This is a genomic window from Pseudomonas sp. KU26590, assembly GCF_026153515.1.
GTDB lineage: Bacteria > Pseudomonadota > Gammaproteobacteria > Pseudomonadales > Pseudomonadaceae > Aquipseudomonas.
In genome coordinates this window covers 4,385,334-4,402,992 of sequence record NZ_CP110644.1, presented here as the reverse complement: position 1 = coordinate 4,402,992, position 17,659 = coordinate 4,385,334, and the positions used below count along the sequence as shown (strand labels likewise).

Sequence of the window (17,659 nt, the reverse complement as noted above, 5' to 3'; positions counted from 1 at the left end):
ATTGCCGTGATTCTGCTGACTAAAAAACGCCTGTCGCTTCTGATGGCTTCGATGTGCCTGTCGGGTATGGCACACGCCGTTGATGTGACGGGCGCTGGTTCGAGTTTCGTATTCCCGGTTATCTCTCAGTGGTCGCAGGAATACAGCAAAACCGCTGACAACCGTATCAACTACCAGTCGATCGGTTCGGGCGGCGGTATCGCTCAGATCAAGGCGGCAACCGTAGATTTCGGCGCGTCCGACGCCCCGATGTCGGCTGATGACCTCAAGGCCGCTGGCCTGGGTCAGTTCCCAAGCGTGATCGGCGGTATCGTGCCGATCGTCAACCTGGAAGGGATCGAAGCCAACGGCGTGAAGCTGAGCGGCCAGGTTCTCGCCGACATCTTCCAGGGCAAAATCACCAAGTGGAACGATCCTGCGATCGTCGCACTGAACTCGGGCGTAAAACTGCCAGAAACCGCCATCACCGTGGTTCACCGTTCGGACGGCTCGGGCACTTCCTTCAACTTCACCAGCTACCTGACCAAAGTCAGCGACGCATGGAAATCGGGTCCAGGTACCGGCTCGGCCGTTCAATGGCCAGTGGGCGTGGGCGGCAAGGGTAACGAAGGTGTGTCTGCCTACGTAAAACAGATCAAGGGTTCGATCGGTTACGTCGAGTACTCCTACGCTACCCAGAACAAAATTGCTTACACCCAACTGCAGAACGCTGCGGGCGAGTTCATCAAGCCTGACGCCAAAGCCTTCGCCGCTGCTGCTGACACCGCTGATTGGGCCAACGCCAAAGACTTTAACCTGATCATGACCAACGCGCCGGGCAAGACGGCATGGCCGATCACCGCGACCACCTGGATCATCATGTACAAGGAACCGAAAAACGCCGAGAAGAGCAAGGCGGCTTTCGACTTCTTCAAATGGTCCCTGGAAAAAGGCCAGAGCTCCGCTGAAAAACTGGAATACGTACCTCTGCCTGCCTCGCTGGTCAGCAAGATCGAAGACTACTGGAAAACCGAGTTCAAAAAGTAACTCGACGTTATCCGGCTAACCCCTGTCACCGAGCGCTCGTTGACAGGGTTTCCTTGCGAGTGGACCTACCATGACTGAGAACACCCAATACATGTCCGCTGTGATTCCGGATGCAATATCCGAGAGCGATAAACGCGCGGCCCGCGATCACCGACACGACGCCTGGTTTCGGCGCACGATGCTGGGAGCGGCTCTGTTGGTGCTGCTGTTGCTGGCGAGTATCGCCGGCTCGACACTCTGGGGCGGTGCCCTGGCGTTCAAGACCTTTGGCTTCGAATTTCTGACCAGTACCGAATGGGACGTGGTCAACGGCAAGTTCGGCGCACTGGTGCCGATCTACGGCACTCTGGTGACCTCCTTTCTCGCGCTGCTGATCGCCGTTCCGGTGAGCTTCGGCATCGCGGTTTTTCTGACTGAAGTCGCACCGCCCTGGTTGCGCATGCCCATCGCTTCGGCGGTGGAACTGCTGGCGGGCATTCCTTCGATCATCTATGGCATGTGGGGCCTGTTCGTGTTCGGCCCGTTCATGGCGCAGTACATGGCCCCGTGGATCAACGACAACCTGGGTGCGCTGCCATTGATCGGCCCCGTGTTTCAGGGCCCGCCGCTGGGCATCGGCATGCTCACCGCCGGCATCGTGCTGGCGATCATGATTATCCCGTTCATCACCTCGGTCATGACCGAAGTGTTCCGCAGCGTACCCATTGCCCTTAAAGAGTCAGCGTACGCACTGGGCGGCACGACCTGGGAAGTGGTCTGGGACATCGTCCTGCCTTACACCCGCTCTGCGGTGGTCGGCGGTGTGTTCCTGGGGCTGGGCCGTGCGCTCGGTGAAACCATGGCGGTGACCTTCGTGTTGGGCAACGCCCACCAGTTCTCGGCATCGCTGATGATGCCGAGCAGCTCGATCGCCTCGGTGATCGCCAACGAGTTCAGCGAGGCCTACACCGACCTGCACCGTTCTGCGCTGATTGCCCTGGGCTTTCTGCTGTTCGTCGTTACCTTCATCGTGCTGGCGATCGCCCGTCTGATGCTCTCTCGTCTGTCGCGCAAGGAGGGTCTATGAGTAAGGCCGATAACGAAAACCTGTACCGCTCCCGCGCGATCAAGAACAAGATTGCGATGGTCCTCAGTTGCGCCGCAACGGCCTTTGGCCTGTTGTGGCTGGTGTGGATTCTGCTGACCACGATCGTCAACGGGTTCGAAGCGCTGAACCTGCGTCTGTTCACTGAAATGACCCCGCCACCGGGCTCATCGGGCGGTCTGGCGAACGCCTTTTACGGCAGCATCCTGATGTCCGGTATCGGCCTGCTGATCGGCACGCCGATTGGTTTGATGGCCGGTATCTGGCTGGCAGAGTTTGCCCGCAACACCAAGCTGGGCAACGCGGTGCGCTTCATCAACGACATTCTGCTGTCGGCGCCGTCGATCGTGCTCGGTCTGTTCGTGTACACCGCGGTGATCCTTCCCCTCAGCGCCGTGACTAACCACCAGGTCGGTTTTTCCGCCTTCGCCGGTGCCCTGGCACTCGCCCTGCTGGTGATCCCGGTGGTGGTGCGAACCACCGACGAAATGCTTCAGCTGCAACCCTCGACCATGCGCGAAGCCGCATTGGCGCTGGGTGTACCGCAATGGAAACTGACCTTGCAGATTGTCCTGCGTGCGGCCAAGGCCGGCGTAGTGACGGGCATCCTGTTGGCGCTGGCGCGCATCACCGGCGAAACCGCGCCGTTGCTGTTCACCGCCTTCGGCAACCAGTTCTGGAGCAGTGACCTCCTCAAACCGATCGCAAGCGTGCCTGTGGTGATTTTCCAGTACGCGATGAGTCCGTTCGATGACTGGCACTCCCTGGCCTGGGCCGGCGCCTTGATTATGACCATGTTTGTACTGGTTCTGAGCCTCAGTTCCCGTCTTCTCCTTTTGCGCAATAGGGCGTCCTGATGAACAACCTTTCCCTCGCCGACGAAAAAACCAAAATCCAGGTACGCGGTCTCGATTTCTTCTACGGCACTCAGCGCTCGCTGAAGTCGGTCGACATGATCATCCCCGAGAAGCGCATCACCGCGATCATCGGGCCGTCCGGCTGCGGCAAGTCAACGCTGCTGCGCGTGTTCAACCGCATTTACTCGATGTACCCGAAACAGGAAGCCAAAGGCGAAGTGATGCTCAACGGGGAGAACATTCTCGCCCCGGGCTACTCGATGAACCGCCTGCGCAGCAACGTCGGCATGGTGTTCCAGAAGCCGGTGCCGTTCCCGATGTCGATCTACGACAACATCGCCTACGCCGTGCGTCACCACGAGAAGCTCTCCCGTCGCGAGATGGAAGAGCGCGTCGAGCAGGCCCTGCGCGGCGCGGCGTTGTGGGATGAAGTCAAAGACAAGCTCAAGCAGAGCGCCCAGAGCCTGTCCGGTGGTCAGCAACAGCGTCTGTGCATCGCCCGCACCATCGCGCTGCGCCCGGAAGTGCTGCTGCTCGACGAACCGACTTCAGCCCTCGACCCGATCTCCACCGGTCGCATCGAACAGCTGATCACCGAGCTCAAAGAGCAGTTCACCGTGATCATCGTCACCCACAACATGCAACAGGCTGCGCGGTGCTCGGACTACACCGCGTTCATGTTCATGGGCGAACTGATCGAGCACGGCGACACCGACACCATCTTCACCAAGCCGTCCAAGACCCAGACCGAGGATTACATCACCGGTCGTTTTGGCTGATTGGGATATTGCTGGCGCTGCAAGAGGTTTTAGTGGGACCGGCTTTAGCCGGGAAAGCGTCGGGCGTCACACCGCAGATGTGTGGGTGTTCAAACCGGCCTCTTCCCGGCTGAAGCCGGTCCTACATTTGTGCGGTGGTTTGTAGGACCGGCTTTAGCCGGGAAGGCGTCAGGCGCTACGGAGCGACGCTGGTAGCGCCTGAATCCCCCATGAACGCTTCCAGCCGCTTGCGCAGCCAGCGTTCGGCGGGGTCGGTGTCCATGACGCTGAGCCAGACCATCGACAGCTCCAGATTCGGCGTCACGAACGGCAGCGGCTCGCCGCGCAGTCCGGTTCGGGCCATGGCCCGGGTCAGGTGATCCGGCAAGTTGCACAGCAGATCCGTCCCCTCCATCAACGCCGGCAACGTGCTGTATTGCGGCACCGACAGCACGGCGGTGCGTTTGCGTCCGATCGCCGCCAGCCACTCATCCGCGAAACTCGAAATGTTCGCCACGTGGGACACCACGACGTGGGGCCGCGTGCAGTATTCGTCCAGGGTAATCGGCTCAGGCGACGAGTCGGCCCGCACCACCATTGGCTGCACACTGCGCAGCAGTTTCCGCTTGGCGTTGGCCGGCAGCTCACGGGTCAGGCAGACGCCGACGGTGATGTCGCCCGACATGAGCAGCTCCGAGACATTCCAGAAATTGACCTGCTTGATCACCAGCACGATGCCCGGCGCTTCTTCACGGATCGCGCGCAGCATCGGCGGCAACAGGCTGTATTCGACGTCGTCGGACAGCCCGATGCGGAAGGTCATGTCGCTGCTGGCCGGATCGAACTCCCGCGTGAGGCTCAGGGCCACGGACATCGCGTCCAGCGCCGGCGACAGGTGACTGATGATCTCGTTGGCCCGCGCCGTGGGCTCCATCCGGTGACCGACGCGAATGAACAGCGGGTCATTGAACAGCGCCCGCAGTCGGTTGAGGGCAGCGCTAATGGTGGGTTGGCCGAGAAACAGCTTTTCGGCGGCGCGGGTCACGTTACGCTCCTGCATCAAGGTCTCGAACACCACCATCAGGTTGATGTCGGCCTTGCGCAGCTCATTGCGATTCATACATCGTCCCCATTGCCCGACATTCGTCACCCTGCTGTAGAGGTCTGCGACAGATGGACGCAGTTTATGGAGCGCGGTCGTTCGCCGTCCAGCCTTCCCGGCTAAAGCCAGTCCTACTGGGATACGCATGCTCTTGGTGGGACGGGCCGGACCGCGAATTGTAGGACCGGCTTCAGCCGGGAAGAGGCCAGTCTGTGCACCGTGGATTTTGCGGTATGGCTCCTGACGCCTTTCCGGCTAAAGCCATTCCTACAGGTGTATGCGTACATTTAGTAGGACCGGCTTCAGCCGGGAAGAGACAGTCCGGGCCGCCACGATTTTGCGGCGTGACTATTCAAACCTTGCCTGCCAACGCCAGAGCCCGCAGCGGTTTTGCCATCAGGCGAACCTTTCCCGATGAACTTCAGCAGAACCCCATGAGTCAGCATTAAAACGCTCACCATGAGGCTCCACATTCCATGCAGATTTCCTTGAAAGGCCAGGTCGCCCTCGTCACCGGCGCGAGTTCCGGACTGGGTGCCGGCGCGGCCAGAGGGCTGGCGGCGTCCGGCGCGGCAGTGGTGATCAACTACCACTCGCAACCCGAACCAGCGCAGAAGCTCGCGCAAGAAATCATTGATGCCGGCGGCCAGGCCATCGCCATTGGCGCCGACGTCTCCAACGAGCAGGACGTGGAAAAGCTGTTCGCCGAGACCCTCAAGGCGTTTGGCCGGCTGGACATCCTTGTCGCCAATTCCGGGCTGCAGAAGGATGCCGCCTTCGCCGACCTGACCCTCGAAGACTGGAACACTGTCATCAACGTCAATCTCACCGGGCAGTTCCTCTGCGCCCGCGCTGCGGTGCGGCAGTTCGCCAAGCAGGACATCCGCCCCGAGGTGTCACGCGCCCGGGGCAAGATCATTCACATGAGCTCGGTGCATCAGGTCATCCCGTGGGCCGGCCACGTCAATTACGCCGCCTCCAAAGGCGGCGTCGATCTGCTGATGCGCAGCATTGCCCAAGAGGTGGGCGAGCAACGCATCCGCGTCAACAGCATCGCGCCGGGGGCGATTCGCACGGCCATCAACACCAAAGCCACCAGCGGCGACGCCGAGAAGAAACTGCTGGAGCTGATCCCGTACGGCCGGGTGGGCGAGGCCGATGATGTGGCCAACGCCATCGTCTGGCTGGCCTCGGATGCCTCCGACTATGTGCATGGCACGACGCTGTTCATCGACGGTGGCATGAGCCTCTATCCGGAGTTCCGCAACAATGGCTGAACATACTGCGAATCCGGACGATCAGACCGAGCAAGAACCGCAGAACGCCATCGAAAACCACGGCATCATTGGCGACATGCGCAGTGCGGCGCTGGTGGCCGACACCGGCAGCATCGACTTCTGCTGCTGGCCCGACTTCGACAGCCCGAGCATCTTCACTGCGCTGCTGGACACCCCCGACGCGGGGATTTTCCAGCTGGCGCCGATCCTCCCGGACGCCCGCCGCCAGCAGCTGTACCTGCCGGAAACCAACGTGCTGATGACGCGCTGGATTGCCGAGGACGCGGTTGTTGAGGTCACCGACCTGATGCCCATCGCCTCGGAAGTCGACAACCTGCCGCGCCTGATTCGCCGCATCCATGTTCGTCACGGTCAAACAGCCGTGCGCATGCTCTGCCGGGTGCGCCACGATTACAGCCGTGCTGACACCACCGCGCAGATGGACGGTCTGGACATCCGTTTTGAGGCTGAAGGCCAGCCTGCCATGCGTCTGGCGGCGACCACCGAAATGACCCTAGAAGGCCAGGCGGCGGTGGCTGAGTTCGAGATGAAACAGGGCGATGTGGTCGAGTTCATGCTCGGCGGCGCTGACGATCCGCTGGTGAAGGCCACCAACTGCGACTGCGATTTGAAAACTACCGTCAACTACTGGCAGCACTGGAGCCGGCATTCCAATTACCGTGGGCGCTGGCGTGAAGTGGTCAACCGTTCGGCCCTGGCGCTCAAGCTGCTGACCTCGCGCAAGCATGGTGGCATCGTCGCTGCGGCGACCTTCGGCCTGCCGGAAGAAGAGGGCGGCGAGCGCAATTGGGACTACCGCTACACGTGGATTCGCGACGCATCTTTTACCGTCTATGCCTTCGTGCGCCTGGGGTACACCCAGGAAGCCAACGCCTTCATGCACTGGGTGCGCGAGCGCATGGGCGACTGCTGTGAAGACGCCAACAAGCTCGGCATTCTCTATGCGCTGGACGGCCGCGAGGAATTGCCCGAAGAAGAACTGGATCACCTCAGTGGCTACGGCGGCGCTTCACCCGTGCGAATCGGCAACGAGGCCTACAAGCAGACGCAGCTGGACATCTACGGCGAGCTGCTCGACGCGGTGTACCTGGCCAACAAATACGGTGAGGCCATTTCCCACGAGGGCTGGAAGCACGTCACCCGGCTGGTCAACGAGCTGTGCGAAACCTGGAACAGCAAGGACGTCGGAATCTGGGAAATGCGCGGCGCCGATCAGCATTTTCTGCATTCACGGCTAATGTGCTGGGTGGCATTGGACCGGGCCATACGCCTGTCGTTGAAACGCTCGCTGCCGGCACCGTTCGAGCGCTGGAACAAGGCGCGGCAGGCCATCCACGATGACATCTGGGAAAACTTCTGGGACGCCGATCTGGGCCATTTCGTCCAGCACAAGGGCAGCAAGAATCTGGACGCGTCCATGTTGCTGATGCCGCTGGTGCGCTTCGTCGGTGCCAGTGATCCCAAGTGGCTGAAGACCCTGGACGCGATCGAACGCACGCTGGTGCGCGACGGTATGGTGTTCCGCTATCGCAATGACGATGACCATCAGGACGGCCTTGAGGGTGAGGAAGGCGCGTTTGTTGCCTGTTCGTTCTGGTACGTCGAGTGCCTGGCACGCGCCGGGCGGGTGGAGCAGGCGCATCTGGAGTTCGAACAGCTACTGCGCTACGCCAACCCCCTGGGCCTGTATGCCGAGGAGTTCGACGCCCACGGCCACCACTTGGGTAACACGCCGCAAGCCCTCAGCCATCTGGCGCTGATCAGTGCGGCGAGTTTTCTGGATCGCAAGCTCGAAGGCAGCCAGACCCTCTGGCAGCCCTGAATTCCTGAATTCAAGGAGACACTCGATGGCTCATGCATTCAAGGTCGGTGACCACGTGCGCTGGAATTCCGAAGCCGGTCATGTGGTCGGCAAGGTGACGAAGGTGCACACCAAGGAAGTCGAGTTCATGGGCCGTCATCGCCATGCCTCGCCGGACGCGCCACAGTACGAGGTCAAGAGCGACAAGACCGGTCACCTGGCGATGCACAAGGAGGACGCGCTGGAAAAGGCGTGAGGCTCGATTCTTCAGGCTACAGAGCCTGCGCATACGAAAAACGCAGCGATGACGGTCATCATCGCTGCGTTTTTTTGTGGCCGGGTCAGCGCGGTTAAGGAATCAGGCGCTGTGCCCGCAACGTGTCGAACACGTCAAAGAACGCCTGGTCGCTGGCCTGAAATGCGTTAAAGCCCAAGGCTCGGCTTTTCGACATGTCGGTCACCACTTCAATGGGCCGGCCGAGGTCGGCGTCGGTGTGCCACGGCGAAATGAGGCGACCGATGTCGGCTTCTTTCAAACCGTGGGCGCGCACGAGTTCATCCCACGCCCCTTGATCGTTGGCCATCTGCTCTTCCAGCGGGGAAACCTTCTCCGGGAACGCGGCAGGGTGCACACCGAAGTACTCGGCGATCTGGCCCCACATCCATTTCCAGCGGAACACGTCGCCATTGGTGATGTTGAACGCCTGATCGGCCGCAGCTGGCGTTGTGGCCGCCCACAGTTGCTGTTTGGCCAGTTGCCGCGCGTCGGTCATGTCGGTGAGGCTGTCCCACTGTACCCGGGAGCCGGGGAACACGAACGGGCGGCCGGTCGCTTTGCAGATCGACGCGTACACCGCGAGGGTGGTGGCCATGTTCATGGCGTTGCCCACGGCGACGCCGGTGACGGTATGCGGACGGTGCACGCTCCAGGTGAAGCCGTCGCGCTTGGCAGCGGCAAACACTTCATCTTCCTGGGCGTAATAGAAATTCTCGATGTCGAGCCGACCCTGGGACTCGCGGAACGGCGTCTGCGGCAGGGTGCCTTTGCCGTAGGCTTCGAACGGGCCGAGGTAATGCTTCAAACCGGTGACCAGCGCGACGTGCTTGACGCTCTTCGCCGGGCTCACGGCGTCCAGAACGTTACGCACCATGGCGGCGTTGACGCGGATGTTTTCAGCTTCCGTGGCCTGACGCGACCAGGTGGTGAGAAAGATGTGGGTGGGTTTGAGGTCCGCGAGGGCCTGTCTGACCGATGCCGGGTCTTGCAGGTCGGCTGCGACGGGGATCACGCCAGGCGTCTGCGAAGGACTGCGGGAAAGGGCGGCCACTTGCCAACCGTTATCGAGTAACAGTTGGGTGGTTGCGCTGCCGACGATGCCGCTGGCGCCGACGACCAAGGCCGTTTGAGTCATGGGGATCTCCTGATTGATCGAGTGGAAAGGGCTTCATCACCATGCAGCCCTCAGGTTTCAGAACGGCAGCGGCGCGGATAGGTTCACCGCGATTGGCCGGGTGCGACCACACACCGCGCCTGATCACCCGACCAGCAGCGCCGTCCCATACATGCCAAAGGCAAAGACCACATGCCCGACCACGTTTTGCAGCCGCGCCACATTCGGCTTCGGTGCCTTGTTACAGGCGACCCCGACACCCATGCCGGGCTGCAGGATGAACCAGCCGGCGCCGACGGTGACCAGCCCGACAATCAGCGCCGGCAGGAAGGTCGGCGCGTGCGCCCACTGCACGCCCCAGATGAACAGCAGCGCGGCAGCGAACAGCACGCCGACGGTGTAATGCATCAACCAGCCAATCGCCAGCTCATTGGCGACGGGAGGGGAGTTGCCGATGCCATTTTGGTGTACGAACTGCCCTTTGGGCATCCCGGCAAACCAACGCCCGACGAGGTCCCAGGGCGGGGTTGGCAAACCCAGCAACCCCTTGAGCAACAACGCCCAGAGATCCAGCAGCGCCGTGGCGCCGATGCCGATGAGAAATGCCAGGTAGATGAAATTGAACATGTCCGTCCCTGCGTGCTTTCAGTGGTCGATGGGCGAGTAATGGCCGGACACGTTAGCAGTTTTGTCAGAGAAAGCGGTGGTGCAGACAATGCGGGTTCTAATGAATGAATGCGCCGCTTTTTGTAGGACCGGCTTCAGCCGGGAAGGGGCCTGCATGAACACCGCTGGATTTGCGGTGTGACGCCTACCGCCTTCCCGGCTAAAGCCGGTCCCACATTGAGGTTCACAGCCAGTCCCACTGAATGCACGCGATGCATTAGTGGGACCGGCTTCAGCCGGGAAGGGGCCTGCATGAACACCGCTGGATTTGCGGTGTGACGCCTGCCGCCTTCCCGGCTAAAGCCGGTCCCACATTGAGGTTCACAGCCAGTCCCACTGAATGCACGCGATGCATTAGTGGGACCGGCTTCAGCCGGGAAGGGGCCTGCATGAACACCGCTGGATTTGCGGTGTGACGCCTACCGCCTTCCCGGCTAAAGCCGGTCCCACATTAATGTCCGCGTGAGTGCTTACCAGCGGTCGTTGCCACGGCCCTGGTCGAAACCCCTGCGGTAGCCACCGTCGTAGTAACCGTGGGGCTGCGGTGGCGAGAAACGGCGGTATTCGACCCGCTCACGCACCGGCACATAGACAACCTGCTGGTACTGAGGCTGGTACTGAGGCTGATAACGCGGCGCATAGCGCGGTTGCGGGCGGTAATCCTGATAGCGATCGTGACGGTCGTTGTTCGACTGACTGATCACTGCGGCCAGTACGGCACCGACGGCGGCTCCGGCGATGACAGGCACAATCACGTTGCGTTCGCTGGCGGACGCGGCACCGGCGCTGGCGAGCAGACCGGACAGGATCAGGGCTTGGGTCATCTTGGAAATCATGGTGTCTCCCTTGGCGAAAGAGTGGGTTCGCCATGGACGTATCAAACACCGGATCCGTGTAAGCCCACGTCTAGGATTGGTAAAGGTTACGTAAACCCGGATCGATCCCCAAACGGCTCATCGCGCAGGTTTTGCCCTCGGTTTTTACCTCGCGGCGCAGACCATGATTGCGCCGAACCAGCGAAAACAACGACCGCCGATCAGATGGCCGCTTCACGCAGGAAACCTCCTGCGCCGCGTGTAATCAACTGGTTACGTATGTGAGGGTGAGGGGAAGTATGATGGTGACCGACGATCTGGTCCGGTGGAACAGCCACTGGCGGCTAAACGACCACACAGTGTTGTGCAGGACCTGCAAAGCCAGGCAGAGCGAAGCGGAACGGGAAGCGACCTTCGTGCATTTGCCCACCTGCGGCTATGCCCGCGAAGCGGCGCATCCCTGGGATGAACTAGACGCCAGTTGCGGCATGCAGACCGCTCACTAAATGGCGCCGTCCGTCACCCTGCCGCCACGGCCTTGAACATCAGGCTTGGCGACTGCCCCGGTACGTCATCCAGCTCGCCGCAGCGTTGCATGCCGATTTTTTCCAACACCCGGATTGATGCAGCGTGGGCCGGACGCACGTAGCCGTACACCTCTCCCAGCTCCAAGGTTGAAAACCCGAACGCCAGTGCCGCTTTGCCCATCTCCGTGGCAAACCCTCGGCCCCACGCCTCAACCGCAAACCGATAGCCCAGATTGACCCTCCGCACGCCTGAAAAATCATGAAGCCCGATGCCGCCGAAGCCGATGATGTGTTCGGGCGTCTCCTTGCGCGCGATTGCCCACCAGCCGTAACCGTGGGTCTGCCAGTGCTTGATCCAGTCTTCAAGCATGGCCGCTGCCTGGGCCTCGTCGGTCATCGGCCCGGACGGGTTGAACAACTGGGTTTGCGGGTCGCTGTAGATGGCGAACAGGCGGGCGAGATCATCAGGGTTCGGTGCGCGGTAGATCAGATGAGCGCTGCTCATGGGCATGGCGGGTGATCCTTGGAGGTGTCCACAGCCGATCGCTGCCGTTGACGCTCTGATCTACCAGTCGAAGGCGGTTTCGTCCACCCCGTTCAGCGCACGCATTGCGCACCCGGCCCGAACGCGCATCGCTTCGCCGTTCCGCTAGAATGGCGCCCATGCCGGTTCAGCCCCAGTGGACAATCGACAGCACCCCAGTCAGGACGCAAAAGCGAGGCGGCAGTGATCGAGCGGCGAGAGTTCAGCGCAGGCATGAAGGGCAAGAACCTTCGCTACGTGGATGAGAACAGGCGAAACGCCTTGGCCCAGACCCGAACCGGCTTCGTGCTGCTCGAGCACTTTTCGTTGCCGGCGTTCACCCAGGCCCTGGACACATTCGTCACGGCCAACCTCCTGCGCCCCGATCTGTTCACGTCGCGGACGTACGGCTTGCACGAGGGCGAAGTGATCAGTGATCTAGGGCTGGTGATCAGACCCGACGCGCGCCTAGATGTGTCGGCGCTGAAGGATCTGGACCTGCTGGTGATCTGTGGCGGTTATCGCACCGAGCTCAAGGCCGATGAGCCACTGGCGCACCTGCTGACCATGGCCGCCGAGCATGGCATTGCCCTCGCCGGGCTGTGGAATGGCGCCTGGTTCCTCGGCGCAGCCGGTCTGCTCGATGGCTACCGGTGCGCGATTCACCCCGAGCACCGCGCCGCCCTGGCGGAGATCTGCAAAGTCAGTGAGGTGACCAGCGAAGCCTTCGTCATCGACCGCGATCGCCTCACCGCCGCCAGCCCGGCCGGGGCGTTCCAGATGGCGCTGGAATGGATCAGGACGCTGCACGACAAGGCCCTGATCGAAGGCATCGAGGACATTCTGTCTTTCGAGGAATCGCGTTATCGGCGGATCAAGCCGAGCCGGCACATGACGGTCAGCGCGCCACTCAAGGAAGTGGTCAAGTTGATGGACGCCAACCTGGAGGAGCCCCTTGAGCTTGAGCAACTGGCGGAGTACGCGGGGCGCTCGCGGCGGCAGATCGAGCGGCTGTTCCAGGAACAACTCGGCACCACCCCGCAGCGCTATTACCTGGAATTGCGCATCACCGAGGCCCGGCGCCTGTTGCAGCACACCGAGCTGTCCCAAGTAGAAGTGCTGGTGGCCTGCGGGTTTGTCTCGCCGAGCCATTTCAGCAAATGCTACAGCGCGTACTTCGGCTACCGGCCCTCGAAAGAAAAGCGTCTGGTCAAATGAGTGCCGCGTTGATGTACCCACCTCCCAGCCCAACCCTGTAGGCTCCGCACAGATCCGATCAAACGAACACAGTCGGGCCAGCCCGGACAGAGACACCGTTAATGAGTGAAATCAGCACCAAAATAATCACCGTCGAGGGCCATGTAGCCCTGAAGAAGGAGCTCGACTACCTCTGGCGCGAGCACCGACCTGACATCACGCAAAAAGTGGCGTGGGCGGCTTCCCTGGGTGATCGCAGCGAGAACGCCGATTACCAGTACAACAAGAAGCTGCTGCGCGAGATCGACCGGCGGGTGCGCTACCTGCGCAAGCGCCTGGAAGACATGCGCGTGGTCGCCTATTCGCCGGAGCAGGAAGGCCGGGTGTTCTTCGGCGCGTGGGTCGAAGTCGAGGACGAAGAGGGCGAGAGCAAGCGTTTCCGCGTCGTCGGTTATGACGAAATCTACGGCCGCATGGACTACATCTCCATCGATTCGCCCATGGCCCGTGCGCTGCTGAAGAAGGAAGTCGGTGACGAAGTCTCGGTGCCGGTTCCGTCCGGCAGCAAGCAATGGTGGATCACTAAAATCGAATACCAGAAATAGCCACGGCTTTGCGGTCGCCGTTCTGGCTATTCGAGTGGACAGAGGACGGCGCAGGGCCGTCCTCCGTCATACCCCAACGCTACCCCTCGCGCAGCACTTGCAGGGGACTTGCGTTCAGCGCCCGCCGCGTACCAAACACGCCCGCGCCGCCCACCAGCAAGGCGCCGATCAGTGGCAGCACCAGCAGCCAGGCGTGGGGGTGCCACTGCAGGTTGAAGGCGTAGCGGTAGAGCGCAAAGCTCACCACTTCGCAGCCAATCGCCGCCAGCACACCGCTGACCGCCCCGAGCAGGCCGAACTCAATGCGACGGGCCTTGGTCAGCAACGCGCGGTTGGCGCCCAGTGCCCGCAGCAGCGCGCCCTGTCGAATCCGCTCATCCAGCGTCGCCTGCAAGCCGGAGAACAACACCGCCATCCCCGCCGCGAGCACGAACAGCAGCACGTACTGCACCGCCATCGTCACCTGATCGAGGATGCTGCGCAGTTGCTCCAGCAACGCTTCCACTTGCAGGATCGTCACGGCCGGGAAGGCGCGGGACAGCTCGACGATCTGCTGATCATTGCCCGGCGCCAGATAGAAGCTGGTCAGGTACGTGGCAGGCACGTCCTTGAGGGTGCCGGGCTGGAAGATCATGAAGAAGTTGGGCTGAAAGGTGTCCCAGTTAATGTCGCGCAGGCTGGTGATCTTGACCTCGCGGGTCAGACCGCCGATCACGAAACCGAGTGTGTCGCCCAGCTTCATGTTCAGGCTGTTGGCCAGTTTGGTTTCCACCGACACGCCCGGAACCTCGCCGTCGGCAGGCGGTTGATCGCTGGTCCACCACTGGCCGGCGGTGATGCTGTTGCCTTCGGGCAGCGTCGCCGCCCACGTCAGGTTGAGATCGCGCTGGGTGGCGTTTTCGCCACGGGAGTCCTTGGTGACGAACTTGCTCACCGGCTCCCCGTTGATGGTCATCAGACGCCCCGGAATCATCGGGTACAGCGGCGCGCTGTGGGTCGACAGGCGGCCCATGCGTTCAGCGAAGTTGTCTTTGTCGTTGGGCAGGATATTCAGCGCGAAGTAGTTTGGCGCATCCTTGGGCAGCTGGTTCTGCCAAGTGTCGAGCAGTTCGCCGCGCAGCAGCGCGATCAGTCCCATGGACAGCAGAATCAGACCGAATGCCAGGGACTGGCCGGCGGCGGCCATGGGATGGCGCAACAGCTGACCCAGGCCCAGACGCCACGGCAGCGATGCCCCGGCCAGCAAGCGGCGCAGGCTTTTCAGGGCCAGCAGCAACACGCCGCCGAGTATCAGCGCCGCGATCAGACCGCCGCCGAGCAGGGCGAAGGTCAGCACCAGGTCCAGACTCAAGCGCCACATGATCAGGCCCAGCGCGAACAGCGCCGCGCCATAGACCAGCCAGGTGCTGGCCGGAATCGGCAGCATGTCCCGACGCAACACCCGCAGCGGTGGCACGCGACCCAACGCTGCCAGCGGTGGCAGGGCGAAGCCGGCGAGGGCGACAAGTCCGGTGCCGATACCGGCGACGGCCGGCAGCCAGCCACCCGGTGGCACAGCCGCAGGCAACAGGTTTTCCAGCAGATGAAACAGGCCCAGTTGGGCAAACCAGCCGAGCAGGGCGCCCGCCGCGCTGGCCGCAACGCCGAGCATGGCCAGCTGCAAACCGAACAGCACCAGTGCTTCATTGCGCGACAGGCCCAGGCAACGGAGCAGCGCGCTGGCGTCGAACCGGCGCACCGCGAAACGCGCCGCCGACAAGGCAACTGCCACGCCGGCCAGCAGCACCGCGACCAGACTGGCCATGTTCAGGTAACGCTCGGCCTTGCCCAGTGCGCCGCCGATCTGCTGATTGCCATCCCGGGCGTCGTCGATTTTCTGATTCGGCGCCAGCCCGGGCTCAACGGCCTTGCGGTAGGCGGCGAGGTCCTGCGGCGTGCCGCGCCACAGATCCCGATAACTGACGCGGCTGCCTGGCTGGACGACCTTGGTGGCCTCAAGGTCGGCCATGTTGATCATCACCCGGGGCGTCAGGCTGTAGAAGTTGCCGGCGCGGTCGGGCTCGTAGGTCAGCACCCGGGTCAGCTTCAAGGTCTTGGAGCCGACGTCAATGCTGTCGCCGACTTTCAGGTTCAGCGCCACCAGAATCCGCGCTTCCGCCCAGGCCTCTCCGGCTTGGGGCTCACCGCCAACGGTTTCGGCTTCGTACGGGGCAGGGGCGCTTTTCAGCTCGCCGCGCAGTGGATACGCCCCATCGACGGCCTTGACGCTGGCCAGTTGAATGCCGTTATCGGTGGCCACCACGCTGGAGAAAATCACGATCTGCGAGTGATCCAGCTTCAGCGCCTTGCCGGCGTCGATCTGCGCAGGGGATGCCGGTGCGGAGCCGCCGAGGATCAGGTCGGCGCCGAGAAACTCGGTCGCTCGCAACAGCATGGCGCTGTTGAGGCGGGCGCCGAAATAGCCGATGGCCGTGCTGGCGGCAACCGCCACCACCAGCGCGAAGAACAGCACGCGCAGCTCGCCGGCGCGGGCATCGCGCGTGAGCTGGCGCGCCGCGAGGCTGAGCAGACGGGAAAAGGGCAGGCGTGCCATCAAGGCTCCATGGGGGCGACCAGTCGGCCACCTTCGAGACGAATCAGACGCCGGCAGCGGTGGGCCAGGCGCTCATCGTGGGTGACCAGCACCAGGGTGGTGTTGCGTTCCTGGTTCAGCTCGAACAGCAGATCGCTGATGCGCTCACCGGTGTGGCTGTCCAGGTTACCGGTGGGTTCGTCGGCGAACAGCACGTCCGGGTCGGCGGCAAAAGCACGGGCGATGGCAACCCGTTGTTGCTCGCCGCCCGACAGTTGCCGTGGCGTGTGGGTCAGGCGCTGACCCAGGCCAACGCGCTCCAGCAGATGCCTGGCCTGATCGCGGGCATCTTTGCGGCCTTCCAGCTCCATTGGCAGCATGACGTTTTCCAGCGCGTTCAGACTGTCGAGCAACTGGAATGACTGGAACACAAAGCCCACGTGTTCGGCGCGAACGCGGGCGCGCTGATCTTCGTCCAGCTCGCTGAGAGTGCGCCCCGACAGGACGACGGAACCGGCGCTGGGCAGGTCGAGGCCCGCCAGAAGACCAAGAAGGGTGGATTTGCCCGAGCCCGACGCGCCGACGATGGCCAGCGTGTCGCCCTTGTTTAGTTCCAGGGAGAGTTCGTGCAGGATGGTCAAGTCACCTTCGGTGCTTGGGACCACTTTGCTGAGGTTCCGAGCACTGAGAATACTTTCGCTCATGGAGAATCCGATGCGTGCGTGGTTTTTAAGTGCTGGCCTGGGTTTGCTGCTGATATCTCAAGGCGCGATGGCAGGCACGGTGCTGATCGTTGGCGATAGTATCAGCGCGGCTTTCGGCCTGGATACCCGGTTGGGTTGGGTCAGTCTGCTGGAACAGCGCCTGGCGAAGGAAGGCTTCAAGGAAAAAGTGATCAATGCGTCGGTCAGCGGCGACACCAGTGCCGGAGGCCAGGCGCGGCTGCCGACGCTGCTTGCCGAGCACAAACCGGATCTGGTGATCCTCGAACTGGGCGGTAATGATGGCCTGCGAGGCCAGCCGCCGGCGCAATTGCAACAAAACCTTACCGACATGGTTGAGCAATCCAAAGCGGCAGGGGCCAAGGTGCTCATTCTGGGGATGAAAATCCCGCCGAACTACGGTGAGCGTTACACAACGGCCTTCGCGGCGGTGTACCCGAAAGTCGCCGAAGCCACCGATGCCGCGCTGGTGCCGTTCATGCTGGAAGGTGTTGGCGGCAGGCCTGACATGACCCAGCAAGACGGCATCCACCCCAATGTGCCGGCTCAGCCGTACTTGCTGGATAACGTCTGGCCGGTGCTCAAGCCGTTGCTTTAGTCGCCGCCGTAAACATCAGGCCGATCAGGCAGGGCGTCAGCCAGTAGGTGCGAGTGACCGCTCATTGCCAGCAGATGGGTTTGCGCCTATGGTGGACCAAACCTATACAGGACCAAA

At 62.2% G+C, this 17,659-nt stretch carries 18 protein-coding genes; 11 read left to right on the top strand and 7 right to left on the bottom strand.

Annotated features, from left to right (window positions below):
• Positions 1-6: 6 nt before the first annotated feature.
• From pstS to pstB, 4 genes are all read left to right on the top strand, one after another.
• Positions 7-1,026 (top strand): phosphate ABC transporter substrate-binding protein PstS, encoded by a 1,020-nt coding sequence (pstS, locus tag OKW98_RS19605; RefSeq protein ID WP_265386256.1) that lies wholly within the window; start codon positions 7-9, stop codon positions 1,024-1,026.
• 70 nt (positions 1,027-1,096) lie between these two features.
• Positions 1,097-2,092: a phosphate ABC transporter permease subunit PstC gene (gene pstC, locus OKW98_RS19600; protein ID WP_265386255.1), complete on the top strand. Its 996-nt coding sequence runs from the start codon at positions 1,097-1,099 to the stop codon at positions 2,090-2,092.
• A complete protein-coding gene (gene pstA, locus OKW98_RS19595) occupies positions 2,089-2,967 on the top strand; it encodes a phosphate ABC transporter permease PstA (protein ID WP_265386254.1) in 879 nt (292 codons plus the stop codon). Before pstC ends, pstA begins: the two co-directional genes overlap by 4 nt.
• A complete protein-coding gene (gene pstB, locus OKW98_RS19590; RefSeq protein WP_133770749.1) occupies positions 2,967-3,746 on the top strand; it encodes a phosphate ABC transporter ATP-binding protein PstB in 780 nt (259 codons plus the stop codon). Before pstA ends, pstB begins: the two co-directional genes overlap by 1 nt.
• A 175-nt stretch (positions 3,747-3,921) precedes the next feature.
• Here pstB and OKW98_RS19585 read toward each other — a convergent pair whose 3' ends face one another.
• Positions 3,922-4,845 (bottom strand): LysR family transcriptional regulator, encoded by a 924-nt coding sequence (locus tag OKW98_RS19585; RefSeq protein WP_265386253.1) that lies wholly within the window; start codon positions 4,843-4,845, stop codon positions 3,922-3,924.
• 458 nt (positions 4,846-5,303) lie between these two features.
• On the opposite strand from OKW98_RS19585, the gene OKW98_RS19580 reads away from it, so the two are divergent.
• Genes OKW98_RS19580 through OKW98_RS19570 form a run of 3 tightly spaced genes read left to right on the top strand, consistent with a single transcriptional unit; the run spans position 5,304 to position 8,182 of the window.
• Positions 5,304-6,104, top strand: coding sequence for a glucose 1-dehydrogenase (locus tag OKW98_RS19580; RefSeq protein ID WP_265386252.1), 801 nt, complete (start codon positions 5,304-5,306; stop codon positions 6,102-6,104).
• Positions 6,097-7,947, top strand: a complete 1,851-nt coding sequence (locus OKW98_RS19575; RefSeq protein ID WP_265386251.1) for a glycoside hydrolase family 15 protein — start codon at positions 6,097-6,099, stop codon at positions 7,945-7,947. The genes OKW98_RS19580 and OKW98_RS19575 overlap by 8 nt, the downstream gene beginning before the upstream one ends.
• Positions 7,948-7,972: 25 nt before the next feature.
• Positions 7,973-8,182 (top strand): DUF2945 domain-containing protein, encoded by a 210-nt coding sequence (locus OKW98_RS19570; RefSeq protein WP_265386250.1) that lies wholly within the window; start codon positions 7,973-7,975, stop codon positions 8,180-8,182.
• A gap of 94 nt (positions 8,183-8,276) precedes the next feature.
• Here the strand turns inward: OKW98_RS19570 and OKW98_RS19565 are convergent, their stop codons facing one another.
• From OKW98_RS19565 to OKW98_RS19555, 3 genes are all read right to left on the bottom strand, one after another.
• Positions 8,277-9,338: an SDR family oxidoreductase gene (locus tag OKW98_RS19565; protein ID WP_265386249.1), complete on the bottom strand. Its 1,062-nt coding sequence runs from the start codon at positions 9,336-9,338 to the stop codon at positions 8,277-8,279.
• Between the two features lie 123 nt (positions 9,339-9,461).
• Positions 9,462-9,944, bottom strand: a complete 483-nt coding sequence (locus OKW98_RS19560) for a DUF2938 family protein (protein ID WP_265386248.1) — start codon at positions 9,942-9,944, stop codon at positions 9,462-9,464.
• A gap of 509 nt (positions 9,945-10,453) precedes the next feature.
• Positions 10,454-10,819 (bottom strand): hypothetical protein, encoded by a 366-nt coding sequence (locus OKW98_RS19555; protein WP_265386247.1) that lies wholly within the window; start codon positions 10,817-10,819, stop codon positions 10,454-10,456.
• Between the two features lie 278 nt (positions 10,820-11,097).
• Between OKW98_RS19555 and OKW98_RS19550 the strand changes: the two genes are divergently transcribed.
• Positions 11,098-11,304, top strand: a complete 207-nt coding sequence (locus OKW98_RS19550; RefSeq protein WP_133770732.1) for a hypothetical protein — start codon at positions 11,098-11,100, stop codon at positions 11,302-11,304.
• Positions 11,305-11,317: 13 nt separating this feature from the next.
• Here OKW98_RS19550 and OKW98_RS19545 read toward each other — a convergent pair whose 3' ends face one another.
• A complete protein-coding gene (locus OKW98_RS19545; RefSeq protein WP_265386246.1) occupies positions 11,318-11,836 on the bottom strand; it encodes a GNAT family N-acetyltransferase in 519 nt (172 codons plus the stop codon).
• A 246-nt stretch (positions 11,837-12,082) separates the two neighbouring features.
• Here OKW98_RS19545 and OKW98_RS19540 point away from each other — a divergent pair, with 246 nt between their 5' ends.
• Together OKW98_RS19540 and greB are read left to right on the top strand one after the other, a co-directional pair.
• Positions 12,083-13,066 (top strand): GlxA family transcriptional regulator, encoded by a 984-nt coding sequence (locus OKW98_RS19540; protein ID WP_265389785.1) that lies wholly within the window; start codon positions 12,083-12,085, stop codon positions 13,064-13,066.
• Between the two features lie 110 nt (positions 13,067-13,176).
• Positions 13,177-13,650, top strand: coding sequence for a transcription elongation factor GreB (greB, locus tag OKW98_RS19535; protein ID WP_265389784.1), 474 nt, complete (start codon positions 13,177-13,179; stop codon positions 13,648-13,650).
• Positions 13,651-13,729: 79 nt separating this feature from the next.
• On the opposite strand, the gene OKW98_RS19530 is transcribed toward greB, so the two are convergent.
• Both OKW98_RS19530 and OKW98_RS19525 read right to left on the bottom strand, forming a co-directional pair.
• Positions 13,730-16,243 (bottom strand): ABC transporter permease, encoded by a 2,514-nt coding sequence (locus OKW98_RS19530; RefSeq protein ID WP_265386245.1) that lies wholly within the window; start codon positions 16,241-16,243, stop codon positions 13,730-13,732.
• Complete coding sequence (locus OKW98_RS19525; protein ID WP_265386244.1) at positions 16,243-16,926, bottom strand: ABC transporter ATP-binding protein; 684 nt, start codon at positions 16,924-16,926, stop codon at positions 16,243-16,245. The genes OKW98_RS19530 and OKW98_RS19525 overlap by 1 nt, the downstream gene beginning before the upstream one ends.
• Positions 16,927-16,936: 10 nt before the next feature.
• Between OKW98_RS19525 and OKW98_RS19520 the strand changes: the two genes are divergently transcribed.
• Entirely contained in the window at positions 16,937-17,542 is a 606-nt protein-coding gene (locus OKW98_RS19520) for an arylesterase (RefSeq protein ID WP_265386243.1), read from the top strand.
• Positions 17,543-17,659 lie beyond the last annotated feature (117 nt).